Origin of the sequence: Phyllobacterium sp. SB3, assembly GCF_040009165.1 — a bacterium.
Classification (GTDB): Bacteria; Pseudomonadota; Alphaproteobacteria; order Rhizobiales; family Rhizobiaceae; genus Phyllobacterium.
In genome coordinates, this window is sequence record NZ_JBDYKI010000003.1 from 729,667 (window position 1) to 749,377 (window position 19,711).

General features: G+C 54.9%; 18 protein-coding genes. 10 read left to right on the forward strand and 8 right to left on the reverse strand.

The features are described 5' to 3' along the window. The first annotated feature begins 31 nt into the window (after positions 1-31). Genes ABKW30_RS14700 through ABKW30_RS14715 form a run of 4 tightly spaced genes read left to right on the forward strand, consistent with a single transcriptional unit; the run spans position 32 to position 3,767 of the window. Entirely contained in the window at positions 32-1,207 is a 1,176-nt protein-coding gene (locus ABKW30_RS14700; RefSeq protein WP_348599652.1) for an ABC transporter permease, read from the forward strand. 20 nt (positions 1,208-1,227) lie between these two features. Then, positions 1,228-2,124: an ABC transporter ATP-binding protein gene (locus tag ABKW30_RS14705; protein WP_348599653.1), complete on the forward strand. Its 897-nt coding sequence runs from the start codon at positions 1,228-1,230 to the stop codon at positions 2,122-2,124. Positions 2,125-2,127: 3 nt separating this feature from the next. Beyond that, complete coding sequence (locus ABKW30_RS14710; RefSeq protein ID WP_348599654.1) at positions 2,128-3,120, forward strand: MlaD family protein; 993 nt, start codon at positions 2,128-2,130, stop codon at positions 3,118-3,120. A gap of 59 nt (positions 3,121-3,179) precedes the next feature. After that, positions 3,180-3,767, forward strand: a complete 588-nt coding sequence (locus tag ABKW30_RS14715) for an ABC-type transport auxiliary lipoprotein family protein (protein ID WP_348599655.1) — start codon at positions 3,180-3,182, stop codon at positions 3,765-3,767. Between the two features lie 234 nt (positions 3,768-4,001). Here ABKW30_RS14715 and ABKW30_RS14720 read toward each other — a convergent pair whose 3' ends face one another. Then, positions 4,002-4,424: a rhodanese-like domain-containing protein gene (locus ABKW30_RS14720; RefSeq protein ID WP_348599656.1), complete on the reverse strand. Its 423-nt coding sequence runs from the start codon at positions 4,422-4,424 to the stop codon at positions 4,002-4,004. A gap of 66 nt (positions 4,425-4,490) precedes the next feature. Here ABKW30_RS14720 and ftrA point away from each other — a divergent pair, with 66 nt between their 5' ends. Continuing rightward, entirely contained in the window at positions 4,491-5,513 is a 1,023-nt protein-coding gene (gene ftrA / locus ABKW30_RS14725) for a transcriptional regulator FtrA (protein ID WP_348599657.1), read from the forward strand. 336 nt (positions 5,514-5,849) lie between these two features. Here the strand turns inward: ftrA and ABKW30_RS14730 are convergent, their stop codons facing one another. Beyond that, the gene (locus ABKW30_RS14730) at positions 5,850-10,925 is read right to left on the reverse strand and encodes a kinesin (RefSeq protein ID WP_348599658.1); all 5,076 of its coding nucleotides are present in this window, start codon (positions 10,923-10,925) and stop codon (positions 5,850-5,852) included. A 304-nt stretch (positions 10,926-11,229) separates the two neighbouring features. Between ABKW30_RS14730 and ABKW30_RS14735 the strand changes: the two genes are divergently transcribed. From ABKW30_RS14735 to ABKW30_RS14745, 3 genes are all read left to right on the forward strand, one after another. Next, positions 11,230-11,598, forward strand: a complete 369-nt coding sequence (locus ABKW30_RS14735; RefSeq protein ID WP_348599659.1) for a histidine kinase — start codon at positions 11,230-11,232, stop codon at positions 11,596-11,598. 84 nt (positions 11,599-11,682) lie between these two features. After that, positions 11,683-12,003, forward strand: coding sequence for a 2Fe-2S iron-sulfur cluster-binding protein (locus ABKW30_RS14740; RefSeq protein ID WP_348599660.1), 321 nt, complete (start codon positions 11,683-11,685; stop codon positions 12,001-12,003). Positions 12,004-12,370: 367 nt separating this feature from the next. Beyond that, entirely contained in the window at positions 12,371-13,396 is a 1,026-nt protein-coding gene (locus ABKW30_RS14745; RefSeq protein ID WP_348599661.1) for an NAD(P)/FAD-dependent oxidoreductase, read from the forward strand. Positions 13,397-13,593: 197 nt separating this feature from the next. Here the strand turns inward: ABKW30_RS14745 and ABKW30_RS14750 are convergent, their stop codons facing one another. Next, the gene (locus ABKW30_RS14750) at positions 13,594-14,220 is read right to left on the reverse strand and encodes a DUF922 domain-containing protein (RefSeq protein WP_348599662.1); all 627 of its coding nucleotides are present in this window, start codon (positions 14,218-14,220) and stop codon (positions 13,594-13,596) included. 129 nt (positions 14,221-14,349) lie between these two features. Between ABKW30_RS14750 and folP the strand changes: the two genes are divergently transcribed. Further along, positions 14,350-15,189 (forward strand): dihydropteroate synthase, encoded by an 840-nt coding sequence (folP, locus tag ABKW30_RS14755; RefSeq protein ID WP_348599663.1) that lies wholly within the window; start codon positions 14,350-14,352, stop codon positions 15,187-15,189. Continuing rightward, positions 15,186-15,695, forward strand: coding sequence for a 2-amino-4-hydroxy-6-hydroxymethyldihydropteridine diphosphokinase (gene folK, locus ABKW30_RS14760; protein WP_348599664.1), 510 nt, complete (start codon positions 15,186-15,188; stop codon positions 15,693-15,695). Before folP ends, folK begins: the two co-directional genes overlap by 4 nt. A 149-nt stretch (positions 15,696-15,844) precedes the next feature. On the opposite strand, the gene ABKW30_RS14765 is transcribed toward folK, so the two are convergent. The 5 genes from ABKW30_RS14765 to ABKW30_RS14785 form a co-directional block, all read right to left on the reverse strand. Next, on the reverse strand, positions 15,845-16,381 hold the full coding sequence (locus tag ABKW30_RS14765) for a hypothetical protein (protein ID WP_348599665.1): 537 nt from the start codon (positions 16,379-16,381) through the stop codon (positions 15,845-15,847). Positions 16,382-16,491: 110 nt separating this feature from the next. Continuing rightward, on the reverse strand, positions 16,492-16,839 hold the full coding sequence (locus ABKW30_RS14770; RefSeq protein ID WP_348599666.1) for a type II toxin-antitoxin system PemK/MazF family toxin: 348 nt from the start codon (positions 16,837-16,839) through the stop codon (positions 16,492-16,494). Next, positions 16,826-17,044: a type II toxin-antitoxin system PrlF family antitoxin gene (locus tag ABKW30_RS14775; protein WP_348599667.1), complete on the reverse strand. Its 219-nt coding sequence runs from the start codon at positions 17,042-17,044 to the stop codon at positions 16,826-16,828. Before ABKW30_RS14775 ends, ABKW30_RS14770 begins: the two co-directional genes overlap by 14 nt. A gap of 49 nt (positions 17,045-17,093) precedes the next feature. Continuing rightward, positions 17,094-18,167: a TIGR01620 family protein gene (locus tag ABKW30_RS14780; RefSeq protein ID WP_348599668.1), complete on the reverse strand. Its 1,074-nt coding sequence runs from the start codon at positions 18,165-18,167 to the stop codon at positions 17,094-17,096. Next, positions 18,164-19,630: a YcjX family protein gene (locus ABKW30_RS14785; protein ID WP_348599817.1), complete on the reverse strand. Its 1,467-nt coding sequence runs from the start codon at positions 19,628-19,630 to the stop codon at positions 18,164-18,166. Before ABKW30_RS14785 ends, ABKW30_RS14780 begins: the two co-directional genes overlap by 4 nt. Positions 19,631-19,711: the final 81 nt, after the last annotated feature.

Genomic DNA, 19,711 nt, shown 5'->3' on the forward strand with positions numbered 1-19,711 from the left:
TCGGCCCGGAGACTCGATATGTGTGTTGGTGATGTTGACCGATAGAGCAAACAATTCAAGTGCTTCTACTGCAGCGCCTCCACATGTTGAGTTCAGCAAGGATGGAGACCGCGCAACAGTTACACTTACCGGCGCCTGGACCACACGCAACGTTCGCCGCGTGGATGAAGCCATGCGTGACATTGGTGGTGATAACGGCTTTACAAGCGCCGTTATCGACCTTTCCGGCGTGGAATTGCTGGATACGGCCGGTACCTGGCTGATAGAGCGCCTGCGGACTGCGCTGGAGAAATCTGGCAAGCAAGTGACGATTGAGGGCCAGTCGGAAAGCTGGGGTGCCCTGTTTGAAGCCGTTGGTGAGATTGCGGCGACACCTCCGGAAGTCGTTCATATCGACCGTCCACCTTTGGTAACCCGGTTCTTCGAATCAATTGGCCGTACGGTCTATGCTTTCGGCGATGATTTCATCAAGGCGATGCATATTCTGGGCGCTACAGTGCGCGGTGCGCAAATGAAGGGTGGCAGCCGCAGTGGTATTCGCCCGGCGGCTATTGTGCACCAGATCGACAGTATGGGTATTGGCGCCGTGCCGGTGGTTGTGCTCATGTCGACGATTATCGGCGCGATCATCGCGCAACAAGGTGCTTTTCAGCTGCGTTATTTCGGCGCGGAAATTTTTGTTGTCGATCTTGTGGGCATTCTGGTGCTGCGCGAGATCGGTGTGCTTTTGACGGCTATCATGATCGCAGGTCGTTCAGGCAGTGCCATCACCGCCGAAATCGGCTCGATGAAAATGCGTGAAGAAACCGACGCGCTTACCGTAATCGGCCTTAATCCAGTCGGTGTCCTTGTTTTCCCAAGGCTCGTCGCGCTGGTAATCTCGCTGCCATTGCTGACGATTATCGCAGATTTTGCCGCTCTCGCTGGTGCTATGGCAATCACTTGGGCCTATTCAGGAATTCCGCCGGATGCCTTTATCCAGCGTTTGCGCGATGCCATTGACCTTTCGAGCTATCTTGCCGGTTTGATCAAAGCACCATTCATGGCCATGATTATTGGCGTGATGGCTTCGGTTGAAGGCATGAAGGTTGGCGGCAGCGCCGAATCGCTGGGGCAACGGGTGACGGCATCCGTGGTCAAATCGATTTTCGTGGTCATTGTGGTCGATGGTATTTTCGCCATCTTCTACGCGTCCATCAATTTTTAAGTCTTTCAGAACCGAGGCGCATGAACCCGAAACAAAACAATCAGAGCACCGACGAAAAGGCTGATGATATCATCCTTTCCGTAAGGGATGTCAGCGTGTCGTTCGGCCGCTCGACGGTGCTCGACAATCTTGACCTTGATGTCTATCGGGGCGAGATTCTGGGTTTCGTCGGGGCCTCCGGTACAGGTAAGTCTGTTTTGATGCGGACAATCCTTGGGCTTAATCAGAAGCAGAAGGGCAAGATCAGTATTTTCGGCCACGATATCGATGAGGCGACCGATCAGGATAAGCTGGCTGTCGATATGCGCATGGGAGTGCTGTTCCAGCATGGTGCGCTGTTTTCATCATTGACGGTGCTTGAGAACATTCAAGTACCGATGCGTGAATATCTCGACATTCCGCACAAGCTCATGGATGAACTTGCGCGTCTCAAGATTGAGCTCGTTGGATTGAAACCTGACACGGCCGACAAGTTTCCTTCCGAACTTTCAGGCGGCATGATCAAGCGCGCGGCTTTGGCCCGTGCCTTGTCGCTTGATCCGGAAATCGTCTTCCTTGATGAACCGACCTCGGGTCTTGATCCTATCGGTGCTGCGGATTTCGACCAGTTGATCGCTGATCTGCGCGATACGATGGGACTGACCGTCTATATGGTGACCCACGATCTCGATAGCCTGTTCGCCGTATGCGACCGAATCGCGGTATTGGGGAACAAGAAGGTTCTCATTGAAGGAACCATTGAGGACATGTTGGCGTTTGACGATCCGTGGGTCAAAGAATATTTCCGTGGAAAGCGTGCTCGTCAAATTGTATCCAATGGCGATAACAGGCGGCGTTCGGCGCGCGAGGAAACCGCGCCAGCGCCAAATACACAACCGCAGAACAGGCCAGCGGAACAACAGGGTCGGGCAGAGTAGTCTATGGAAACCAAAGCCAATTATGTTCTGGTCGGTATTTTCACGCTTGCTGTCTGCGTGCTCGCCTTCGGATTCGTTTACTGGATCGCGCGTTATGGCGATAAGACCGAGACTGCAACGCTGGAAATCCGTATTCTTGGCTCGGTGACGGGTTTGGCCGAGGGCAGTCAAGTGCTGTTCAATGGTATCAAGGTGGGCACTGTCCGGCGCTTGTCGATCGATAGCAACAATCCTGATGCCGTTATCGCGCAGGCCGAAGTCAATGCGACGACGCCGATTACACGTTCCACGCAGGCCACGCTTGGATTTGCTGGTCTTACGGGACAGGCCTTCATCGAATTGAAGGGCGGCAAGCTATACGAGCCGATGCTGCTTGAAGAGGCGGCAAAGGAAGATTCGATAGCTCGTATCGATGCCGATCCCTCAGTGGTGAACAATCTTCTGCAGAAGGCGCAAACGATCCTTGAGCGTGTTGATGGCGCGGTCGGGTCGATTGAAAGCTTTATTACGGAAGTGAAGGGGCCATTGGTTGATACTGTGAACAATACCAAGCAGTTCACGGACGCTCTTGCCAAGAACTCTGATGTCATCGAGAAATTCAGCCGTAGTGCCGAAGACGTTCAGGTTGTTGTTAGTGAGGCTCGTCAGATGATGGCCAAGCTCAACAATGCTTCTACCCGTGTCGATGGTGTTCTGGCCAAGCTCGATAAACAGCTCTCCGATGAGGATGGCAGTGTCGTTCGCGAAGCACGTCAGACTTTGCAGTCTTACCGTTCAGTGGCTGATAATCTGAATGCGCGACTTGGGCCGATCACAGACAATCTCAACCGCTTTTCGGGGCAGGGATTGCGTGATGTGCAGTCACTCGTGAATGAAAGCCGGCAGTCGGTTCAGCGTATTGAACGCGCCATCACCGATCTTGAGAAAAACCCGCAACGGGTGATTTTCGGTGGCGGCGGTAATGTTCCGGAATATGACGGACGCACGCGCCGTTGACTTTGACGTATTCGCACCGCATGAAAGTTAATGAATAGTTACGCGTCGGGATTGGTTAAGTGGTAAAATCGAAAACAGTAATCGCTGCGTTGGTTCTCGCATTGTCTTTGTCGGCCTGCGCCAGTTCAAAGAAGCTCGACACGTTCGATCTTTCCAGTCCTTCACCGGAAGTTACCTCGTCACGGAAGCAGGGTCGTCAGATTCTGATTGCCGCTCCCTCCGCATTGAAAGCGCTGGATGGCGAAAATGTCGTCGTGCGCTCCGGCCCGAATTCGATCTCGTTTTTGAAGGGTGCGCAGTGGGCAGATCGCCTGCCGAATATTGTGCAGTCGCGTCTGGCACAGGCATTTGAAAGCACTGGACGCCTCGGCGGTGTTGGTCGTCCGGGCGATGGTCTCGCCATCGACTATCAGGTGATCAGCAATATCCGCACGTTTAATATCGATGCTTCAGGCAATGAAACAGCAGTTGTCGAGATTGCCGTGAAGATACTCAATGACAAGAATGGCACAGTGCGCGCAACCAAGGTCTTCCGCTCGACTACTGCGGTACGCGGTGCTGGCAGTGCATCTTATATTGCTGCGCTGGATAGCGCCTTTGACGATACCACCAGCGATATCGTTACCTGGACGCTTTCGGTTATTTAGACTGGTACGCTCATTAACCGGCTAATTGGCATCTAATTCATTGCGTGGTTCGACGGGGCTCACCATGAGGAAGATTGTGATTTGCAGGGAGCTAGTTATGGAATGTAGGCCATTAAGTTGATCGTCTAGAGCCACGAAACCGCAACGGTGGAGGGCGAAAGTGCCATCCACCAACCTTCCTCATGGTGAGCCCCGTCGAACCACGCACAACTCAGGTGCCAACTACCAATCACCTCAAGCCGCCTGCTGGAAATCGCCAGCTTCTGGTCCGGTTGCAAATGGCAATTCTTCATCTGCCCAGCCGGTTATTCCGCCGATCATGATTTTAACCGGCCTGCCAAGCCGCGCGAGCTTCAGTGCTGCCTGATCTGCGCCATTACAGTGAGGCCCGGCGCAATAGACAACAAAAATAGTGTCCTGCGGCCACTCTGCCATGCGCTCGGCTGAAATTTCCCGATGGTTCAGATGGATAGCACCCGGAATATGGCGGCGTTCATAGGCCGCGCTGGTGCCCACCACATGCAGCAGCACGAAATCCGGCCCATCCTGTAGTGCCTGTGCGACATCGGCACAATCAGTCTCGAGGGACAATCGCTTCGAAAAATGCTCAATGACGATATCGGGTGATGCCGGTGCAATTTCGGTTACGTAGCTCATTTGCGCTCTCCTTTTGTTGGTGAGCAAGAATTAGAACAAACGATAATTCACTGGTAGTTGGCAAGAATGCCATATATCGTCAAGATCATGTCAAAGGTATCAAATACGCCCCGCCTAAATAATCCGCTTGTCGTAGCGGTCGCCTATGACGGCCTTTGCACGTTCGAATTTGGCGTTGTTGTCGAGATGTTCGGCTTGCCAAGACCTGAAATGGGTGACGACTGGTACAAGTTTGCAGTGGCCAGCATTGAGATGGGCGAACTGCGGGCGACTGGCGGAGTGCGTATTCTAGCCGATGGTGGCCTCGACCTTTTCGAGCAGGCAGGCACGATCATCATGCCCGGATGGCGCGGCGTCGAGCATTCCGTGCCTGAGTCTCTGGTGCAGGCACTGCAAAAAGCCCATGCCAATGGTGCGCGCATTTTGTCGATCTGCTCCGGTGTATTTGTACTTGCTGCTGCTGGTCTGTTGTCGGGTCGCCGTGCGACAACCCATTGGCGCTATGCCGATCTGTTGACTGAACGCTATCCCGATATCGAGTTCGAGCCGAATGTGCTTTACGTGGATGAGGGCAGTATCCTGACCTCTGCAGGGAGCGCCGCAGGCATCGATCTTTGCCTGCATTTGATCCGTCGTGATTTCGGCACGGATGCTGCCAACAAGGTGGCGCGGCGGCTCGTGGTTGCTCCGCATCGCGATGGCGGACAAGCGCAATTCGTCGAGCAGGCGGTGCCTGCGGCGCATGAGGGTGCGCGGCTTTCTCCGCTGCTGGAATTGATGCGCAACAACATCCAGAACGAGTTTTCCATCGCCAGCCTCGCCAAGGCTGCCGGTATGAGCCCACGCACATTCCTGCGCCGCTTCGAGTCTGCAACAGGCATGACGCCGGCCAAATGGCTCTTATCAGAGCGATTGGGTCGGGCACGGGATCTTCTGGAAAACTCCTCGCTCTCTGTCGAGGTGATAGCCGCGAATACGGGTTTTGGCACAGCAGCTACCCTGCGTCATCACTTCCGCCAGCAACTGGCTACGACACCAACAGCGTATCGGGATATGTTCGGAAAAGTGCCGGAGTTGGAAGAGGCTTGAGGTTCGCACAGCCCATCTCCTATTTCCCACAATGAGGAGAGATAATTGGCAGATAGCTCATGCGTGGTTCGCCCTTCGACAAGCTCAGGAGGGCTCACCATGAGGAAGGTAGACAATTGCATATTTGTCGCCAACCTTGCTGGAAATAACTCCTTGCAAACAACAACCTTCCTCATGGTGAGCCCTCCTGAGCTTGTCGAAGGGCGAACCACGCAATGAACCGGATGCAAATTACGTTGAACGCAATGTTCACTCACGGCATCAAGCAACTGGGCATCTGAAACAACATAAAAAACGCGGCACCAAGGCCGCGTTTTTTGTCATTTCAATTCGCTCTTAGCGCAGGCGATTACTTGCGTGGGCAAGCATGGTGTAGACCTTGCCTGTGTCTGAAGTCAGATAGGCTTGCGTCGTTGTGTTGTCGCGGTCGTTGCGTGTCACGTCCTCAAGCAAGCGCTCGAAATCGTCCATGTAACGGTCGACAGCACGCTTGAACTCACTGTCCGACGAATATTTGCGCTTGATCTCGTCAAAGGTTTGCTGGCCCTTCAGCGTGTAGAGGCGGCGGGTGAATACATTGCGCTCACCGGCACGATAACGCTGCCAGAGTTCAACGGAAGCTTCGTGATCGATAGCACGGGTAATGTCGATCGACAGGGAGTTGAGCGATTCAACAACCTGGCCGGGCGAGCGGCCTGCCGGTGCCTTGGGAGCTGCTTCGGCCTCATCGGTCGAAGCGCGGCGAAGAAGATCGGAAACCCAGCCATTACCTGCAGGACGGGCCTGTTCAGCATTGCCGCGTGTATCGAGTGTCCCGCGCATTGCCGGAGCCTGAGGTGCCGGGGCAGCAGGCCGTGGTGCCGGAGCAACCGCTTCGGTACGCTGCGGCTGTGCGGCAACTGCTGCACTGGCGCGAGCCGGTGCTGCACGCTGTGCCCGAGCTTCACCAACGTCGGTAAGGCGCCCGGATTTCTGAACGATTTCCGACAGTTCCTTCAGCGCGTTGATCTGTTCGGAAACAGCCTTGCGCATCTGGGCCGTCGACTGCTTGGCTTCTTCCGGCATATCCATCACGCCGCGCTGCAACTCGGAACGGGTCTGTTCGAGTTCCGTACGGATCGCTGCGGATGAGCGGCGAATTTCGTCAGTCGCGTTGGCGAACTTCTGTGATGCCTGTTCGACCACTTCGGAGATCGAATTGCGAATCTGCTCCGTTGTCTGGTTTGCCCGGCCCTCGGCGCGGTCGAATGCCGAAGAGACAAGTGATTCAAACGAACGCATGGTCTTTTCGATAGTTTCCGACTTGGCGATAAGGCCTGATGCCAGTGCCTGCAAAGCCTCCTGACGCTCATCGAATGTCGAGGCGAGGTTGGTCTGCGATGCGTTGATCAGATCGGAAGCCTTGCTCAGCATGTTGCCATGCTCATCAAAGCGCTGGGCGATGGAAGCAATATCGGTCAGCGTGCTGTTCGACAGTTGCGACAGCTTGCCGAGATTGCCGTCGATCAGACGGGTTGATGTCTCAAACGATTCAGCAGCCTTTGTTGCGTTTTCAGCAAAGGCAGTTGTCGTGTCGAGCAAACGTCCATCAATGTCACCAAGGTTCTTGGTCGCCATGTCGATCAGCTCACCAAGCTTCGCGTTGGAAGAGGAGAGGCGGTCGATAAGGTTGCTCACGTCGTCGGTCAGACCGGCCTTGGCTGCCTGAACCGCAGTGATCGTTTCCGCTGTGCGGCTGGCGATTGCATTGATCAGAGCCGCATTTTCAACGCGCAGGCGTTCGGTAGCGGATGTCGTTGCTTCCACCAGCTGCGAGGCGAGCGTGCGGCCATTATCGGCAAGGCTCTCGACCAGCGGCTGAGCCGTATTGTCGAGAATGCTGATGATCTCCTGCGAGCGGGCCGAGAGAACCTCGTTCAGTTCGCGGGTGCTTTCTGCAAGCTTCGATGCTGTTGTATCGGTCGCTGCGGAGAAGCGGGCTTCCAATGCTTCGAGGTTCGCTGCGGCTTCCGTCGCACGCTGGCCAAGACGCTTTTCAGTTTCCGCAAGGCTTTCGTTCATGCGCAGGCTGAATGCCTCACCGTGACCGTCGAGAGCCTCACCTGCCTTCTGTGCTTCACCCGTAAGGGTGGAGGCAGCTTCGGTGATCTTGTCGCGCAATGTGCGGGCAACAACCGAAGCGCTCTGTTCGAGCGACTTGCGGACATTATCGACACCGATGGCCAATGCGTTCTGCATGGTTGATGTGCGCTCGTCGATTGTGCCGCCGTGGTTTTCGAAAGCCTTGGCAAGCACATCCGCGCTGTCCTGCAGAACTGCCTGCAAGGCAACGGTGCGGTCGCCGATAGCGCCAGCCTTGTCGTCCAGTGTCTGGCCGAGAGCAGCATTGCCCTGGTCCATAGCTGCGCGAATGGCTGCAATGCGCTGATCGAGAATACTTGCATGATCGTTGAGCGTTTCGCCGACGCGGGTGTCGCTGTCTGCCAGTGCCGTGCGGATAGCGGCTGCGCGGTCATCAAGCGTTCCGATATGCGAAGCCAGCGTATCGCCGATCTGCATATTGCTGCTGTCGAGAACAGAGCGGATACCTGCGGTGCGCTCCTCGATATCGCTGGCATGCTGTGCAAGCGTTTCACCAATGCGGGCATGGGTGTTTTCAAGCGCTGCCTGGATACCGGCTGTGCGCTCATCCAGCGAGGAAGCGTGCGAGGCCAAAGTCTGGCCGATACGCTGGTCACTATTGCTCAGCGCCTGCTCAATTCCCGCCGTGCGATCGTCAATCGAACTTGCGTGCGAGGACAGGATATTGCTGATGCGCGAGTCACTATCGACCAGTGCCTGACCGATGCCGGCAGTACGCTCTTCGATTGCACTGGCATGAGAAGCCAGAACATCGCTGATACGGGAGTCGCTGCTGGTCAAAGCCTGTTCAATACGGCCTGTGCGGTCATCAACACTGTCGATAAAGCCGCTCAATGTACCGTCGATGCGCGTGCCGCTATTGAGCAGGGTGGCCTGAATTTCGGCATTGCGTGCATCAATGGCCTGCGTATGCGCGGCAAGTGTTTCGCCAAGCTTGGCATCGCTGCCGGAAAGGGCCAGCTGGATTTCCTGATTGCGTTCGTCCAGACCCTTGTTGTGGTGATCCAGTGTTTGCGCAATCTTGGCATGCGTTTCAACGAATGCTGCACGCATTCCGATAGTGCGCTCGTCAATGATCTTGGCATGAGCGTCAAGCGTCTGGCCGATGCGTGTATCAGTTGCGTTGATTGCTGTTTCAATGTTTGCACTACGCAGATCGATGTTGCGAGCATGCTCGTCCAATGTGTCGCGGATACGTGTGTCTGTATCTGCAAAGGCAGCATGCATGCCAGCTGTGCGGTCTTCAATAGCCCTGGCATGCTGTTCAAGCGTGGCGCCGATACGGGCATCATTATCCTCAAGCAGCGTATGAATACCGGCTGTGCGGCCTTCAATAGCCTTGGCATGCTGGTCCAGCGTTGCGCCAATACGGAAATCATTGTCTTCAAGCGAAGACCGCAGGCTGGCGGCACGTTCTTCCAGCGTGGAGCCATGGCCTTCAATGATCTGACCGATTGCAGCCGTGCTGCTTTCCAGAATTGTCTTGAGGTTCGATGTATGATCACCGATCTGTCCGGCCTGATCGCGGATAACGATGGCAGCACGGTCGGTTTCCTGAACCAGTGTGGCAGCCAGTGCTTCGCGTTCTTCGGCAAGTTTGGCGGCAAGAGCCTCGCGGCTTTCGACAAGACGGTCGGAGAGGGCAGCAGCATTGGTTGAAAGCAGGCTGCCCACCTGATCGGAAAGGCTGGAAAGATCGTTGCCGATCTTCGCCTTTGTTTCATCGACAATACCATCGATAGAAGCGCGGCCATCCGTAAAGGTCTTGGCGATATCGCGTGTGCGTTCGATCAATTGTTCATTGATCTGGCGTGCGCGGGCCTCAAGAGCTGAATTAAGACGTTCGGTGCTCGTATCCAGCGACTGGGCACGGGTTTCAAACTCTGCCAGCAGCGAACGGCCCCGTTCATTGATTGTCGTGTCAAGGCCAGCCAGACGCGTGTCGAATTCGCCTACCAATGTTTGCGTGGCATTGCCCAGCAGCGACAACATGCTGTTGGTGCGGCTGTCAAGCGTATCGGCCAGTTTCATCGTTACAGAATCTGTCTGTTCCGACAAAGCTGCAATGCGCATTTCCAGAAGATTTGCAAAGGCTTCGCCGGAAGTGCTGATCTTGTTTGAGATGTCGTCCGAGCGGGAAACGATCTGCTCGGAGATAACCTGACCGCTCTGGGTAAGCCGTTCAATGAGCGACTCGCCGGACTGGTTGATGGACATGCTCAGATTTGTCGATGCGCTGGAGATATTCTCGCGCAGCGACTCGCCAGCCAGTGACAACTCGTCTTTCAACTGTTCATGCGCGCTCGAAATCGATGCGCGTACGCGTTCGGCATGGCCGATTACCGATTCACGCTCACCGCCAAGGCGGTCAACGAGGGTGCGGATACGGTATTCATTGTCCGTGTAAACACGCTCAAGCTGATTTACTTCGGTTTGAACCAAAGTTTCCAGTTCAACAGCGCGGGCAAGCGTACGTTCAACGCCTTCGCTCATAGCGGCAACTTCGCGGCGTACAGCCTGACCAAGCGAGGCAACGCGATCCGAAGACAGCATTTCAGGCTCGGAAAGACGCATTGCGGCTTCTGCCATGGAGCGCGCTGCATATTGCATTTCCTGACCGCGGCGGATCATGATCGCAAATGCCCAGAAGAGCATGATCGGGACGACAATCGCGACGGCAAGGCCAATTGCATAGGGCGCGGCGGCAAAATCGGAGAATGAGCGGATCGACCAGAGCGATGGGCCGTAGAGAGCATTGCCGAGCGCAAGTACGCCGCCAGCCCAAAGAACGCTGACGATGCTTGTGATCAGACCATAGGATTTTGGCTGCGCAACAGAACTTGTGGAGTGCGCTGTCTTGGATGTTTGCAGCAGATCGTCATTCGCCGGGCGGAAAGACGGCTGCGATGGTACGGCCGGAGCCTTCGGCGGGGCGGGCGGTGCCGCTGGAATCGGGTTGGCTGCCTTGATTTGCGGCTTGGGTGCGGGCAATGGAATAGCAGCAACGGGAGGTTCGGTTACCTCCGGTTCGGGCAATTTTACGGGTTCGGCCGCAGCGGGTGTCTCGAATTTTTCAGCAGCAAGCTCTTGGGCTGCCTGCGAAATCTGCGCTTCAAGATCGTTCAGGGACAACAGATCGTCATCAATTGGAGACAGATCCATATCCATCCCGAGCGTCGACTCGTCGAAATCGATTTCTAGAGCCTTTTCAAGGGCTTCACCGAGCTCGTCTTCGGCTTTGAAAGCCTTGCTTTTCGGGGCTGTGGCCATGTTTTCCTCACAATATTGGGCGGTCGCCACATGTGGGGCTAACCGCGCCATACTCTTTACGCCGCTACTCTAATGTACTGGCACATGGTTTGGAAAGAAACAATGGATTCGGGAAATGCTTAAAAGTTTAAACACAAGGTTAATTTTTGGGCCTCTCAGGAAATTTCAATTGTAGGCAAAAATTTACCGGGCGTTCACCATAAGGCAGCATTTAAGCAGGGTTCCTGCCTCGTTTTAACCTTGAATCAGGCTCATCAGCTTAGCCTTGTTTGTTCAAATGTAAAAAGCGTTCAGGAGAATACCAATGGCCCAACAGGCATCGATGGCATTTGCTTCGCCAGGTGGCGAGCGATCGAAGCCAGCACGTAAGCGTCCGATTGATCTTGTACATCTTACGCGTGAAACATTCGGCAATCGTGCGCTCGAAACTGAAATCCTCAATCTGTTTTCCCGGCAAACCTGCGGCATCGTGGACAGACTTATCCACGCAAATCCGGATGATCGCGTCCGTCTTGCCCGTTCTCTCAAGGGATCGGCCAACGCAATCGGCGCATTTCGCGTTGCCGAACTTGCAGAAGCAGTCGAACAGTCGCCCAGCGATACGAAGAAGGTCAGGGATCTGCGTCCGGCGATTGATGATGCACGGGATTATATCGCAGCGATCACCCGCTGAAGTACAGGCTGCGTCAGGGCGTACAATTGACTTACGCCTTTAAAGCCCTATGTCAGCGTTAACTTGATCACTGGGGCTTTATTCATGGCAAAAATCACCTTTGTCACACATGGCGGCGAACGCATTGATGCGGAAGCCGAAAATGGCTCGACCGTTATGGAAAGCGCCATTCGCTTTGCTGTGCCTGGGATTGACGCCGAATGCGGTGGCGCCTGTGCCTGTGCCACCTGCCATGTCTATGTGGATGAAGAGTGGACGACGACTGCCGGCGAACCGGAAGCCATGGAAGAAGACATGCTCGACTTCGCCTATGACGTGCGCCCAAATTCGCGTTTGTCCTGCCAGATCCGTGTTTCCGATGAACTCGACGGCCTTGTGGTTCACGTTCCGGAGCGCCAGTCTTAACTTTGCAGTAGTGTCGTGCGCCCTTCGACAAGCTCAGGATGAGGAGGGGTTTGATTGCAGGGAGTCTCATTCTGCTAGCTTGGTGAGTGTTTCTGCAAACAACACACTTTCCTCATGGTGAGCTTGTCGAACCACGCAGTACAGAAAAGCAATCATTGTAAAGTCATCGCGTATCCCTGATATTTTCTCATCCACCTATTAGAAACAAACCATAGAAGCGCTTTTCATCGCTTGAAGTGCTGCATTGTCTTGACCTTGCGGTAAGCAATCGTTACGCGCATGGCAGCCCGTGTGTCCTGAACACGCCAGCCATTACCCCTTTTTCTATCTGCACGGCATGCAGACCGTCCGGCATGAGGAATTTGCGATGAGCGAGACTATCAAAACCGATGTTGTCATCATTGGCGCAGGCCCGGTTGGCCTGTTCGCAGTGTTTGAACTTGGCCTTTATGATCTGAAATGCCATCTCATCGATATTCTTGACCGCCCGGGTGGTCAGTGCGCCGAACTCTATCCGGAAAAGCCGATCTACGATATTCCGGCCTGGCCCATCATCAGCGGCAACGAATTGACCGAAAAGCTGATGGAGCAGATCAAGCCATTCTCGCCGCAATTCCATTTCAACCGCATGGTGACCAAGCTCGAACGTCTCGAAGACGGTACATTCCGCGTCGAGACCGATGATGCGGAAGTTTTCGAAGCAAAGGTTGTGGTGATTGCTGCCGGTGGCGGATCATTCCAGCCAAAGCGTCCGCCGGTTCCGGGTATCGAAGCCTATGAAGGCAAGAGCGTGTTTTATTCCGTGCGCCGCATGGAAGAGTTCCGCGATCAGGACGTGCTGATTGTCGGCGGCGGCGATAGTGCCCTCGATTGGGCGCTCAACCTGCAACCAATAGCGCGCAGCCTGACCGTGGTGCATCGCCGTGCGGAATTCCGCGCTGCACCCGACAGCGTCAAGAAAATGTTCGAGCTGGTCGAGAGCGGCAGCGTTCGTTTTGAACTCGGGCAGGTTTCCGGCCTGAAGGGCGAAGGCGGCGAACTGACCCATGCGGTTATCAAGGCCGCTGAGGGCGAAATCGAAATTCCCGTTACGCGCCTCCTGCCGTTCTTCGGCCTGACCATGAAGCTCGGTCCGATTGCCGATTGGGGCCTGAACCTGCACGAAAATCTCATTCCGGTGAATGTCGAAACGTTCGAAACATCGGAACCCGGCATTTTCGCCATTGGCGACATCAACTGGTATCCGGGCAAGCTCAAGCTCATCCTTTCCGGCTTCCACGAGGCTGCCCTGATGACGCAAGCGGCAAAACGCATTGTCAATCCGGGTGAACGCGTCGTGTTCCAGTACACAACCTCCTCAACCAGCCTTCAGAAAAAGCTGGGCGTGAACTGAGTTAATTGGCGGCAAATTATCTTGTGCGTGGTTCGCCCTTCGATAAGATCAGGATTGCTCACCATGAGGAAGGTGGTTTGATTGCATTTTGAGGCTACGTCCTCAGAAAATCACGGGATTGCAGCCCACCATCTACCTCATGGTGAGCAATCCTGAGCTTGTCGAAGGGCGAACCACGCACAAACAACTGCAGCAGCTCAAGGTTTGGCCAGTTCCCTGACCATGCGATAAGTCAATAACCTCTCGAAGCGCGCATCGAAATTTACAGTCTCAATCCGATCAAAGCGCACCTGATCCGCATCGTGCTTCTTGAGCAGTTTTGCTGTCAGCGCGTCGATATCCGCTTTCATTTTCACGCAATCGCTGCGCCATGGCAGTGCTTTGATCTGGCGTTCCATGTCACCGGCAGCTGTGCGGGCGATGACAATGTGGCTTTCCTCATGACGTTTGATATCGGCCGACAATGTGTCCCAGACCATTGCAAGGTCACGCTTTGCCGTGCGGCGCTGTTTCCAGCGGGGAAGATACACTGTGGCGCGCACAACAATATCTGCATTCACCACCTGACAGCTTTTGCCGTTGGAGCCGAACTTGACCTTGCTGTCGAAGCGCATCCGCGTCATGCCGGGGTGCCTCGCACCGGTCTTAGCCAGCATTGGACCCCGGCGGCTCAGCTCTTTATCCAGCTCTGCCGCGTTGTGCGCACTCAATGTAAAATACTGGTATTTCCGCAATACGGTTGTCGCATTGGCAGCTGGTACAGTGATCATTGAAGCGATAGCTATCGAAATCGTGCTGGCGGCTAATCTGGCCAAAATATGCATTCAGCTTTTCCTTTTTCATCGGCCAGTGTGCATCATCGAAACAGTATCGTCAAAAACGTTGCTGATGAATTGACGTTCCGGACATTCTGTTAAAAAACGGAACAGCAGACAATCGACGGGAGCGCATGAATGCATCGGGAATGGCAATTGGCACATGGCAGGACTTTGACCCTGGGGCCGCGCTCTGTGATTATGGGCGTCCTTAATGTGACACCCGATTCATTTTCCGATGGCGGTGTCCATTATTCGTTGGATCAGGCGTTAAAGGGTGCGCGCAAGATGATTGAAGAAGGTGCTTCGATCATTGATGTGGGTGGCGAATCCACGAGGCCGGGCGCCGAGCGCGTCGAACCTTCCGTCGAGCAATCGCGCGTATTGCCGGTCATTGCGGCCCTCGCGAAGCAGGGGGATATCATCATATCCGTCGATACTTACCGCGAGGAGACAGCCCGGCTTGCCATTGAGGCAGGCGCGCACATCGTCAATGATGTTTGGGGTGTGCAGCGCGAACCGGCAATTGCCGATCTTGCAGCAAATACCGGCGCGGGGCTCGTCATCATGCACACCGGTCGCGAACGCGAGCGCGACCCGGATGTGATCGTCGATCAGTTTGCATTTCTCAACCGCTCGCTGGAAATAGCAAGGCTTGCGGGCGTTTCCGATAATCAGATCGTGCTTGATCCGGGCTTTGGCTTTGCCAAGGATACGGACGAGAATATTGCTTTGATGGATCGTTTTTCTGAACTGTCCGCCTTCGGCTATCCTTTCCTTGCAGGCACATCACGCAAACGCTTCCTTGGTGCTGTTTCTGGCGGGGAGGCAGAGGAACGCGACGTTGTAACCGCTGCAACGTCAGCAATGCTCCGCCTTGCAGGCGCTGATGTTTTCCGTGTTCACGACGTTTCCATGAGCCGCCGCACACTGGCGCTCGCCGACGCTATGTTGTCTGCGCGTGGTAATCGTCAATGACCAGAAAAGCTTGGCTGGGGCTCGGCGGAAATCTCGGCGATCCGGTGGCGGCGATGGGGCAGGCATTGCACGCGCTGGATAGTCGGAGCGACACATCGGTCGTTGCCGTCTCCTCCGTTTACAATACGCCGCCATGGGGCAAGGTGGATCAGCCTTCATTTTTCAATGCCTGCGCAGAAGTTACGACGATACTTGAGCCAGAAGCCCTGCTTGCGGCTTGCCTCGATATTGAATTGGAAATGAAACGCGAACGGCTGGAGCGTTGGGGACCGCGTATCATCGATATCGATGTACTGGTCTATGAGGGCGTTGATCGACTGGATAGTCCGACACTGATCCTGCCTCACCCGCGCATAACAGAGCGCGCCTTTGTGCTGATACCATTGGCGGATATTGCGCCGGAACTCGTCATTGAGGGTAAAAGCGTATCGCGCTGGGCGAAGCTCGCTGACAGTACCGGAATGACAAAAGCCCGCGATGACGCGGGCTGGTGGAGGGCTCAATAGCTCATTGCAACAATATATTGCGTCCTTCGACAAGCTCAGGATGAGGAAGTTGACGAACTGCAAAATCAGAGCGGAGAGAAGATCGCTTTTGCAGTCAACCCGTCTTCCTCATGGTGAGCCTGTCGAACCACGCACTGGGTTAGTTGCACTCAGTTCTTCGCAACGCTGCCGACGGCTGTTGTATCGACGCGCTTCAATGACATGCCGACGACAGGGATCAGCTGGTCTTCCAGATGAACCGAAATTGTCACATTCATGCTGTTGTCATTGTTGAATTTCGCCTGCATGGCACCGCTTAGCTGCCTGCGGTTGATAGCAAGAACAACACGGTTGCCCGAAACATTGCCGCCGGTGATATCCAGCCCCTTGCCGGCAGAGCCATCAAGGAAGGTGCCCTTGTAAGTGTTGCCGCTGCGGGTGATCGTTGCCTTCATCGGTTGATTGAAGATACCGACGCGGCAGCTTCCGTCCAGCGTCATGCCAGTTGCATTAGCTGGAGTTGACCCATCAAGCGTGCAGGTAAACTTCGTGCCCTTGTATTTACCCGCGACGATTTCGCCGGGGCCAACCCACTGGCCTTCAACATTCTGGAAAAATTCCGCGTCTTTATCCTTGGCTTGCGCCGGCAACGCGAATAGCGCGCAGGCGAACAGGGACAGGGCGGCGACTGCTGCGCTTGTTTTCATCAACACGGACTCAAACTCTAATCATTGGAATGTCTGCTTCGAACCAATCATGGGTTGGAATGGTTAACGGATGGTTGCCAGTAGTCGTTTAAAGCAATGAAAAGCAGTGCTCAAGACGTTGAGCTGGTAAGATTTTTGATAACCTCGCCGGTCACTAAGGCCAGAAGCGGATCGGATATCTGCCCGATTACTTCTGCATCACCTGTTTCAATCGTCGCTATTTTCGACGTTCGGACCAAAGAAACAATCGGCAGGCCGGTGGCGGGCAAGTCTTCAACAACAATATCACCCGGCCATTTTTTGTTTTCGGCGCTTGTTATCATCAAGACCCATAGAAGTGCGCCTGTTTGCCCAATGCCACCACGCGAAATAATCAGGGCGGGTCTGTGTTGTCTCGTATCTTTGTCGGTATAAGGAAATGGGACTCTTACAACCTGACCGGCTCTAAAGCTTTCCATAGGCTCTCCGGTCAGCCTCGGAGTTCCATTCTTCAAACGTTGCGAAGGGATTATCAACCGGCTTTTCGGCTTCGTGTTTGAAAAGAATAACTGATCCACCTTCTATTCTGTATTCGAGGTGATCACCTTCGGCCAAATGTAGTGCGGCGCGAACCGGTTGCGGGATAGTCGTTTGGGCTTTGCTGGTTATTTTGCTCGTGATCATGATCATTTCCTTCAAAGTCATTCCTTACATTGTAAGGAGAAAATGTCAATCATTGGTTTTTCGTGCCGCCAATCCTTGCCAGATCGCCGATGAAGTCGGCTATTCCCGGGCGCTTTTCGGCATTGAACGGGAAGGGCCGTACCAGATCCATCGCCGAAATACCAATGCGAGCGGTCATCAGGCCATTGATGACGCCTTCGCCCAACCGTGCGGACAGCCGTGCAGCAAGACCATGACCTACCAGCTGCTGAATGATGCTGTCCCCCATGGCAACAGTGCCTGTCACTGCCAGATGGGCAATAACATTGCGTGTAAGCTTCAAAAAGCCGAGCGTTCCCGGTCTGCCACCATAGAGTTCCGACAGGCGGCGGATAAGCCGGGCTGATTCGAAAATGACGTAGCCGATATCGACAAGCGCGCGCGGGCTGACCGCCGTGACGATCGATACCCGCTTGGAGGCGGCGAGGATCATTTCGCGCGCCTGCCGGTCGAGCGGGCGCAGCAATTCGGTTTCCGTGAGGCGTATAAGATCGCGGCCATCAATCACATCGTCACGCAGATCGTGCAGCAGGGCGCGTCCCTTTGCAGTTGCCGGAAGCGTTTCGGCTATGCTTACCAGCTTTGCAACTGCGGCCTTTGCTTGAACAGGATCATTTTCCGCTGCTGCCTTGGCTGCTTCATCACGCAGGTGCTGCACCGAGGAAAGCCGTCGCAGAGCCAGCGTTTCGCGAATAACAATGGCGATCAGTGCCAAGGCGCCGAGGATTGTCACCCCAAGCGCCACCCAGCCAAGCCAGAGCGCGCGCTCGAAAAGTGTCCGGATAAGATTGTCTGCCCAAAGCCCAAGCGCCAGCGATATGAGTATTCCAAGTGCGGCGGTAAAGACCGAAGCAAATGAGAAGCGCTTTTTATTTGCCAAGGCCGGAGGCGGTGTGAGTGCATCAAGCTCATTGGCCGCTTCAGGATCGAGATCGAACACATCAATCGCTGCGGGCGTTAAGACTGCAATGTCCTTTATCGCCGTTGGCTTGCGTGCTGGCGTGTGTACAGCCTCTGCCAATGCAGGTTCTGCCGCTTCCGGCTGGTCCACGCGGAACGAGGCTGGCTTGCGTTTTTCACTCATGCGAGGCGATCTCCAATGAGGAACTGTATTGCCCGGTCGAGCCTGATATGCGGCAGGGAAAGCGTAAAACCTTCTGCTGTTTTTTCAAGCTTGGGTGGACGAAAGCGGACAAAGCGTATTGCCGGGTCTTCAGAAACCGATTCCGGTCCTTCAAATATTGAATCCGGTTTCTCCGGTAAGTCACCGGGAAATATGGCCGTTTCAGTTTTGCCGTCGAATTTCTCGCCGTCGATTGTCTCGCCTTTGAGCGGTGTGCCAACGATGACAGGCAAGATATTCTTGCCTTGGGTCACGGTTGCCTCGCGCGTCGTACGAACCGCAGCCATTGCCAATACTTCGACGCTGGCGCTGGTAAAATCTGCGCGGCTGATGGCGCGGTCAACAAGACGGCGCACAATCGCTTGCAGCCGGTCATGGCTCTCATGGTGCAGATGATCTGCCTTGGTTGCGGCAACGAGAATGCGGCTGATGCGCCTTTGCACGAGGCCGGTCAAAAAGTTTGTGCTACCGGGACGGAAACATGAAAGGATTTCAGTGAGGGCGCGCTCAAGATCAGCCACCGCTGAGGGACCGGCATTCATTGCCTGCATGGCATCGACCAGCACGATTTGCCGGTCCAGCCGTGCAATGTGCTCGCGGAAGAAAGGCTTTACCACATGCGTCTTGTAAGCCTCATAACGCCTTTCCATCATGGCGCCGAGCGAGCCGGGCTTGTGTTTTTCGTCTCCGAGGCCCGGTAGCGGCGCAAACGTCAGTGCCGGGGAGCCTTCGAGATCGCCCGGCATGAGAAAGCGGCCCGGCGGTAGCGTTGACAGCGCGCGTTCATCGGCCTTTCCCGCTTTCAGGTAAGCGGTGAAGCTTTTTGCAAGCCTTTGAGCGGTCATCTCGTCAGCGCTCGCTGTCGCGTCCACATCCAGCGAAGCCCTGAGCCAATCCTTTGCCAGGTCGTGACGGCTTTCCAATTGAGCAAGCTCAAAGGAATCGCGCGAAAACTCATTGTAGCTTTTGCCGAGCAAAGGCAGATCGAGCAACCATTCGCCCGGATAATCGACTATATCGACCGAAAGCCTGCCACCGGAAAACATGCGGCCCCAGGCCCACGCAGATTCATATTCGATGGTCAGGCGCAATTCGGAAATCGCCCGGGTAGAATCCGGCCAAATGCGATCTTCGATCAGCGCTTTCAAATGATCTTCATATTGAAATCTTGGAACTGCATCGTCCGGCTGCTGTTCCAGATAGGCTTTGGCGATGCGGCCCGACTTTTGCGCTTCAAACAACGGCAAGCGTCCGCCGTGGATGAGGTTATGAACGAATGACGTGATGAAAACCGTCTTACCTGCACGAGATAGGCCAGTGACGCCGATGCGGACGGAGGGAGAAGCCAGCGACACTGTTCGCTCGGTCAGCGTATCGAGTGCAATCCTCGCCTCATCAGCCCAGCTTGTCAGTCCTGTGGTCAATGTAGCCAATCGACAATCCTATTCGCGGCATTCTGCTTGCACCCATTTGGGTGCTGCATGTGTCAAACTCAAGGTGAAGTT

Coding starts and splice junctions, on each gene's coding strand:
- ABKW30_RS14720 (WP_348599656.1), bottom strand. CDS start 4,424: ATGAGCTACGTAACCGAAATTGCACCGGCATCACCCGATATCGTCATT.
- ABKW30_RS14730 (WP_348599658.1), bottom strand. CDS start 10,925: ATGGCCACAGCCCCGAAAAGCAAGGCTTTCAAAGCCGAAGACGAGCTC.
- ABKW30_RS14710 (WP_348599654.1), top strand. CDS start 2,128: ATGGAAACCAAAGCCAATTATGTTCTGGTCGGTATTTTCACGCTTGCT.
- ABKW30_RS14700 (WP_348599652.1), top strand. CDS start 32: ATGTTGACCGATAGAGCAAACAATTCAAGTGCTTCTACTGCAGCGCCT.
- ABKW30_RS14750 (WP_348599662.1), bottom strand. CDS start 14,220: ATGCATATTTTGGCCAGATTAGCCGCCAGCACGATTTCGATAGCTATC.
- ABKW30_RS14765 (WP_348599665.1), bottom strand. CDS start 16,381: ATGAAAACAAGCGCAGCAGTCGCCGCCCTGTCCCTGTTCGCCTGCGCG.
- ABKW30_RS14740 (WP_348599660.1), top strand. CDS start 11,683: ATGGCAAAAATCACCTTTGTCACACATGGCGGCGAACGCATTGATGCG.
- ABKW30_RS14770 (WP_348599666.1), bottom strand. CDS start 16,839: ATGGAAAGCTTTAGAGCCGGTCAGGTTGTAAGAGTCCCATTTCCTTAT.
- ABKW30_RS14735 (WP_348599659.1), top strand. CDS start 11,230: ATGGCCCAACAGGCATCGATGGCATTTGCTTCGCCAGGTGGCGAGCGA.
- folP (WP_348599663.1), top strand. CDS start 14,350: ATGCATCGGGAATGGCAATTGGCACATGGCAGGACTTTGACCCTGGGG.
- ABKW30_RS14780 (WP_348599668.1), bottom strand. CDS start 18,167: ATGAGTGAAAAACGCAAGCCAGCCTCGTTCCGCGTGGACCAGCCGGAA.
- ftrA (WP_348599657.1), top strand. CDS start 4,491: ATGCCATATATCGTCAAGATCATGTCAAAGGTATCAAATACGCCCCGC.
- ABKW30_RS14745 (WP_348599661.1), top strand. CDS start 12,371: ATGAGCGAGACTATCAAAACCGATGTTGTCATCATTGGCGCAGGCCCG.
- ABKW30_RS14775 (WP_348599667.1), bottom strand. CDS start 17,044: ATGATCACGAGCAAAATAACCAGCAAAGCCCAAACGACTATCCCGCAA.
- folK (WP_348599664.1), top strand. CDS start 15,186: ATGACCAGAAAAGCTTGGCTGGGGCTCGGCGGAAATCTCGGCGATCCG.
- ABKW30_RS14705 (WP_348599653.1), top strand. CDS start 1,228: ATGAACCCGAAACAAAACAATCAGAGCACCGACGAAAAGGCTGATGAT.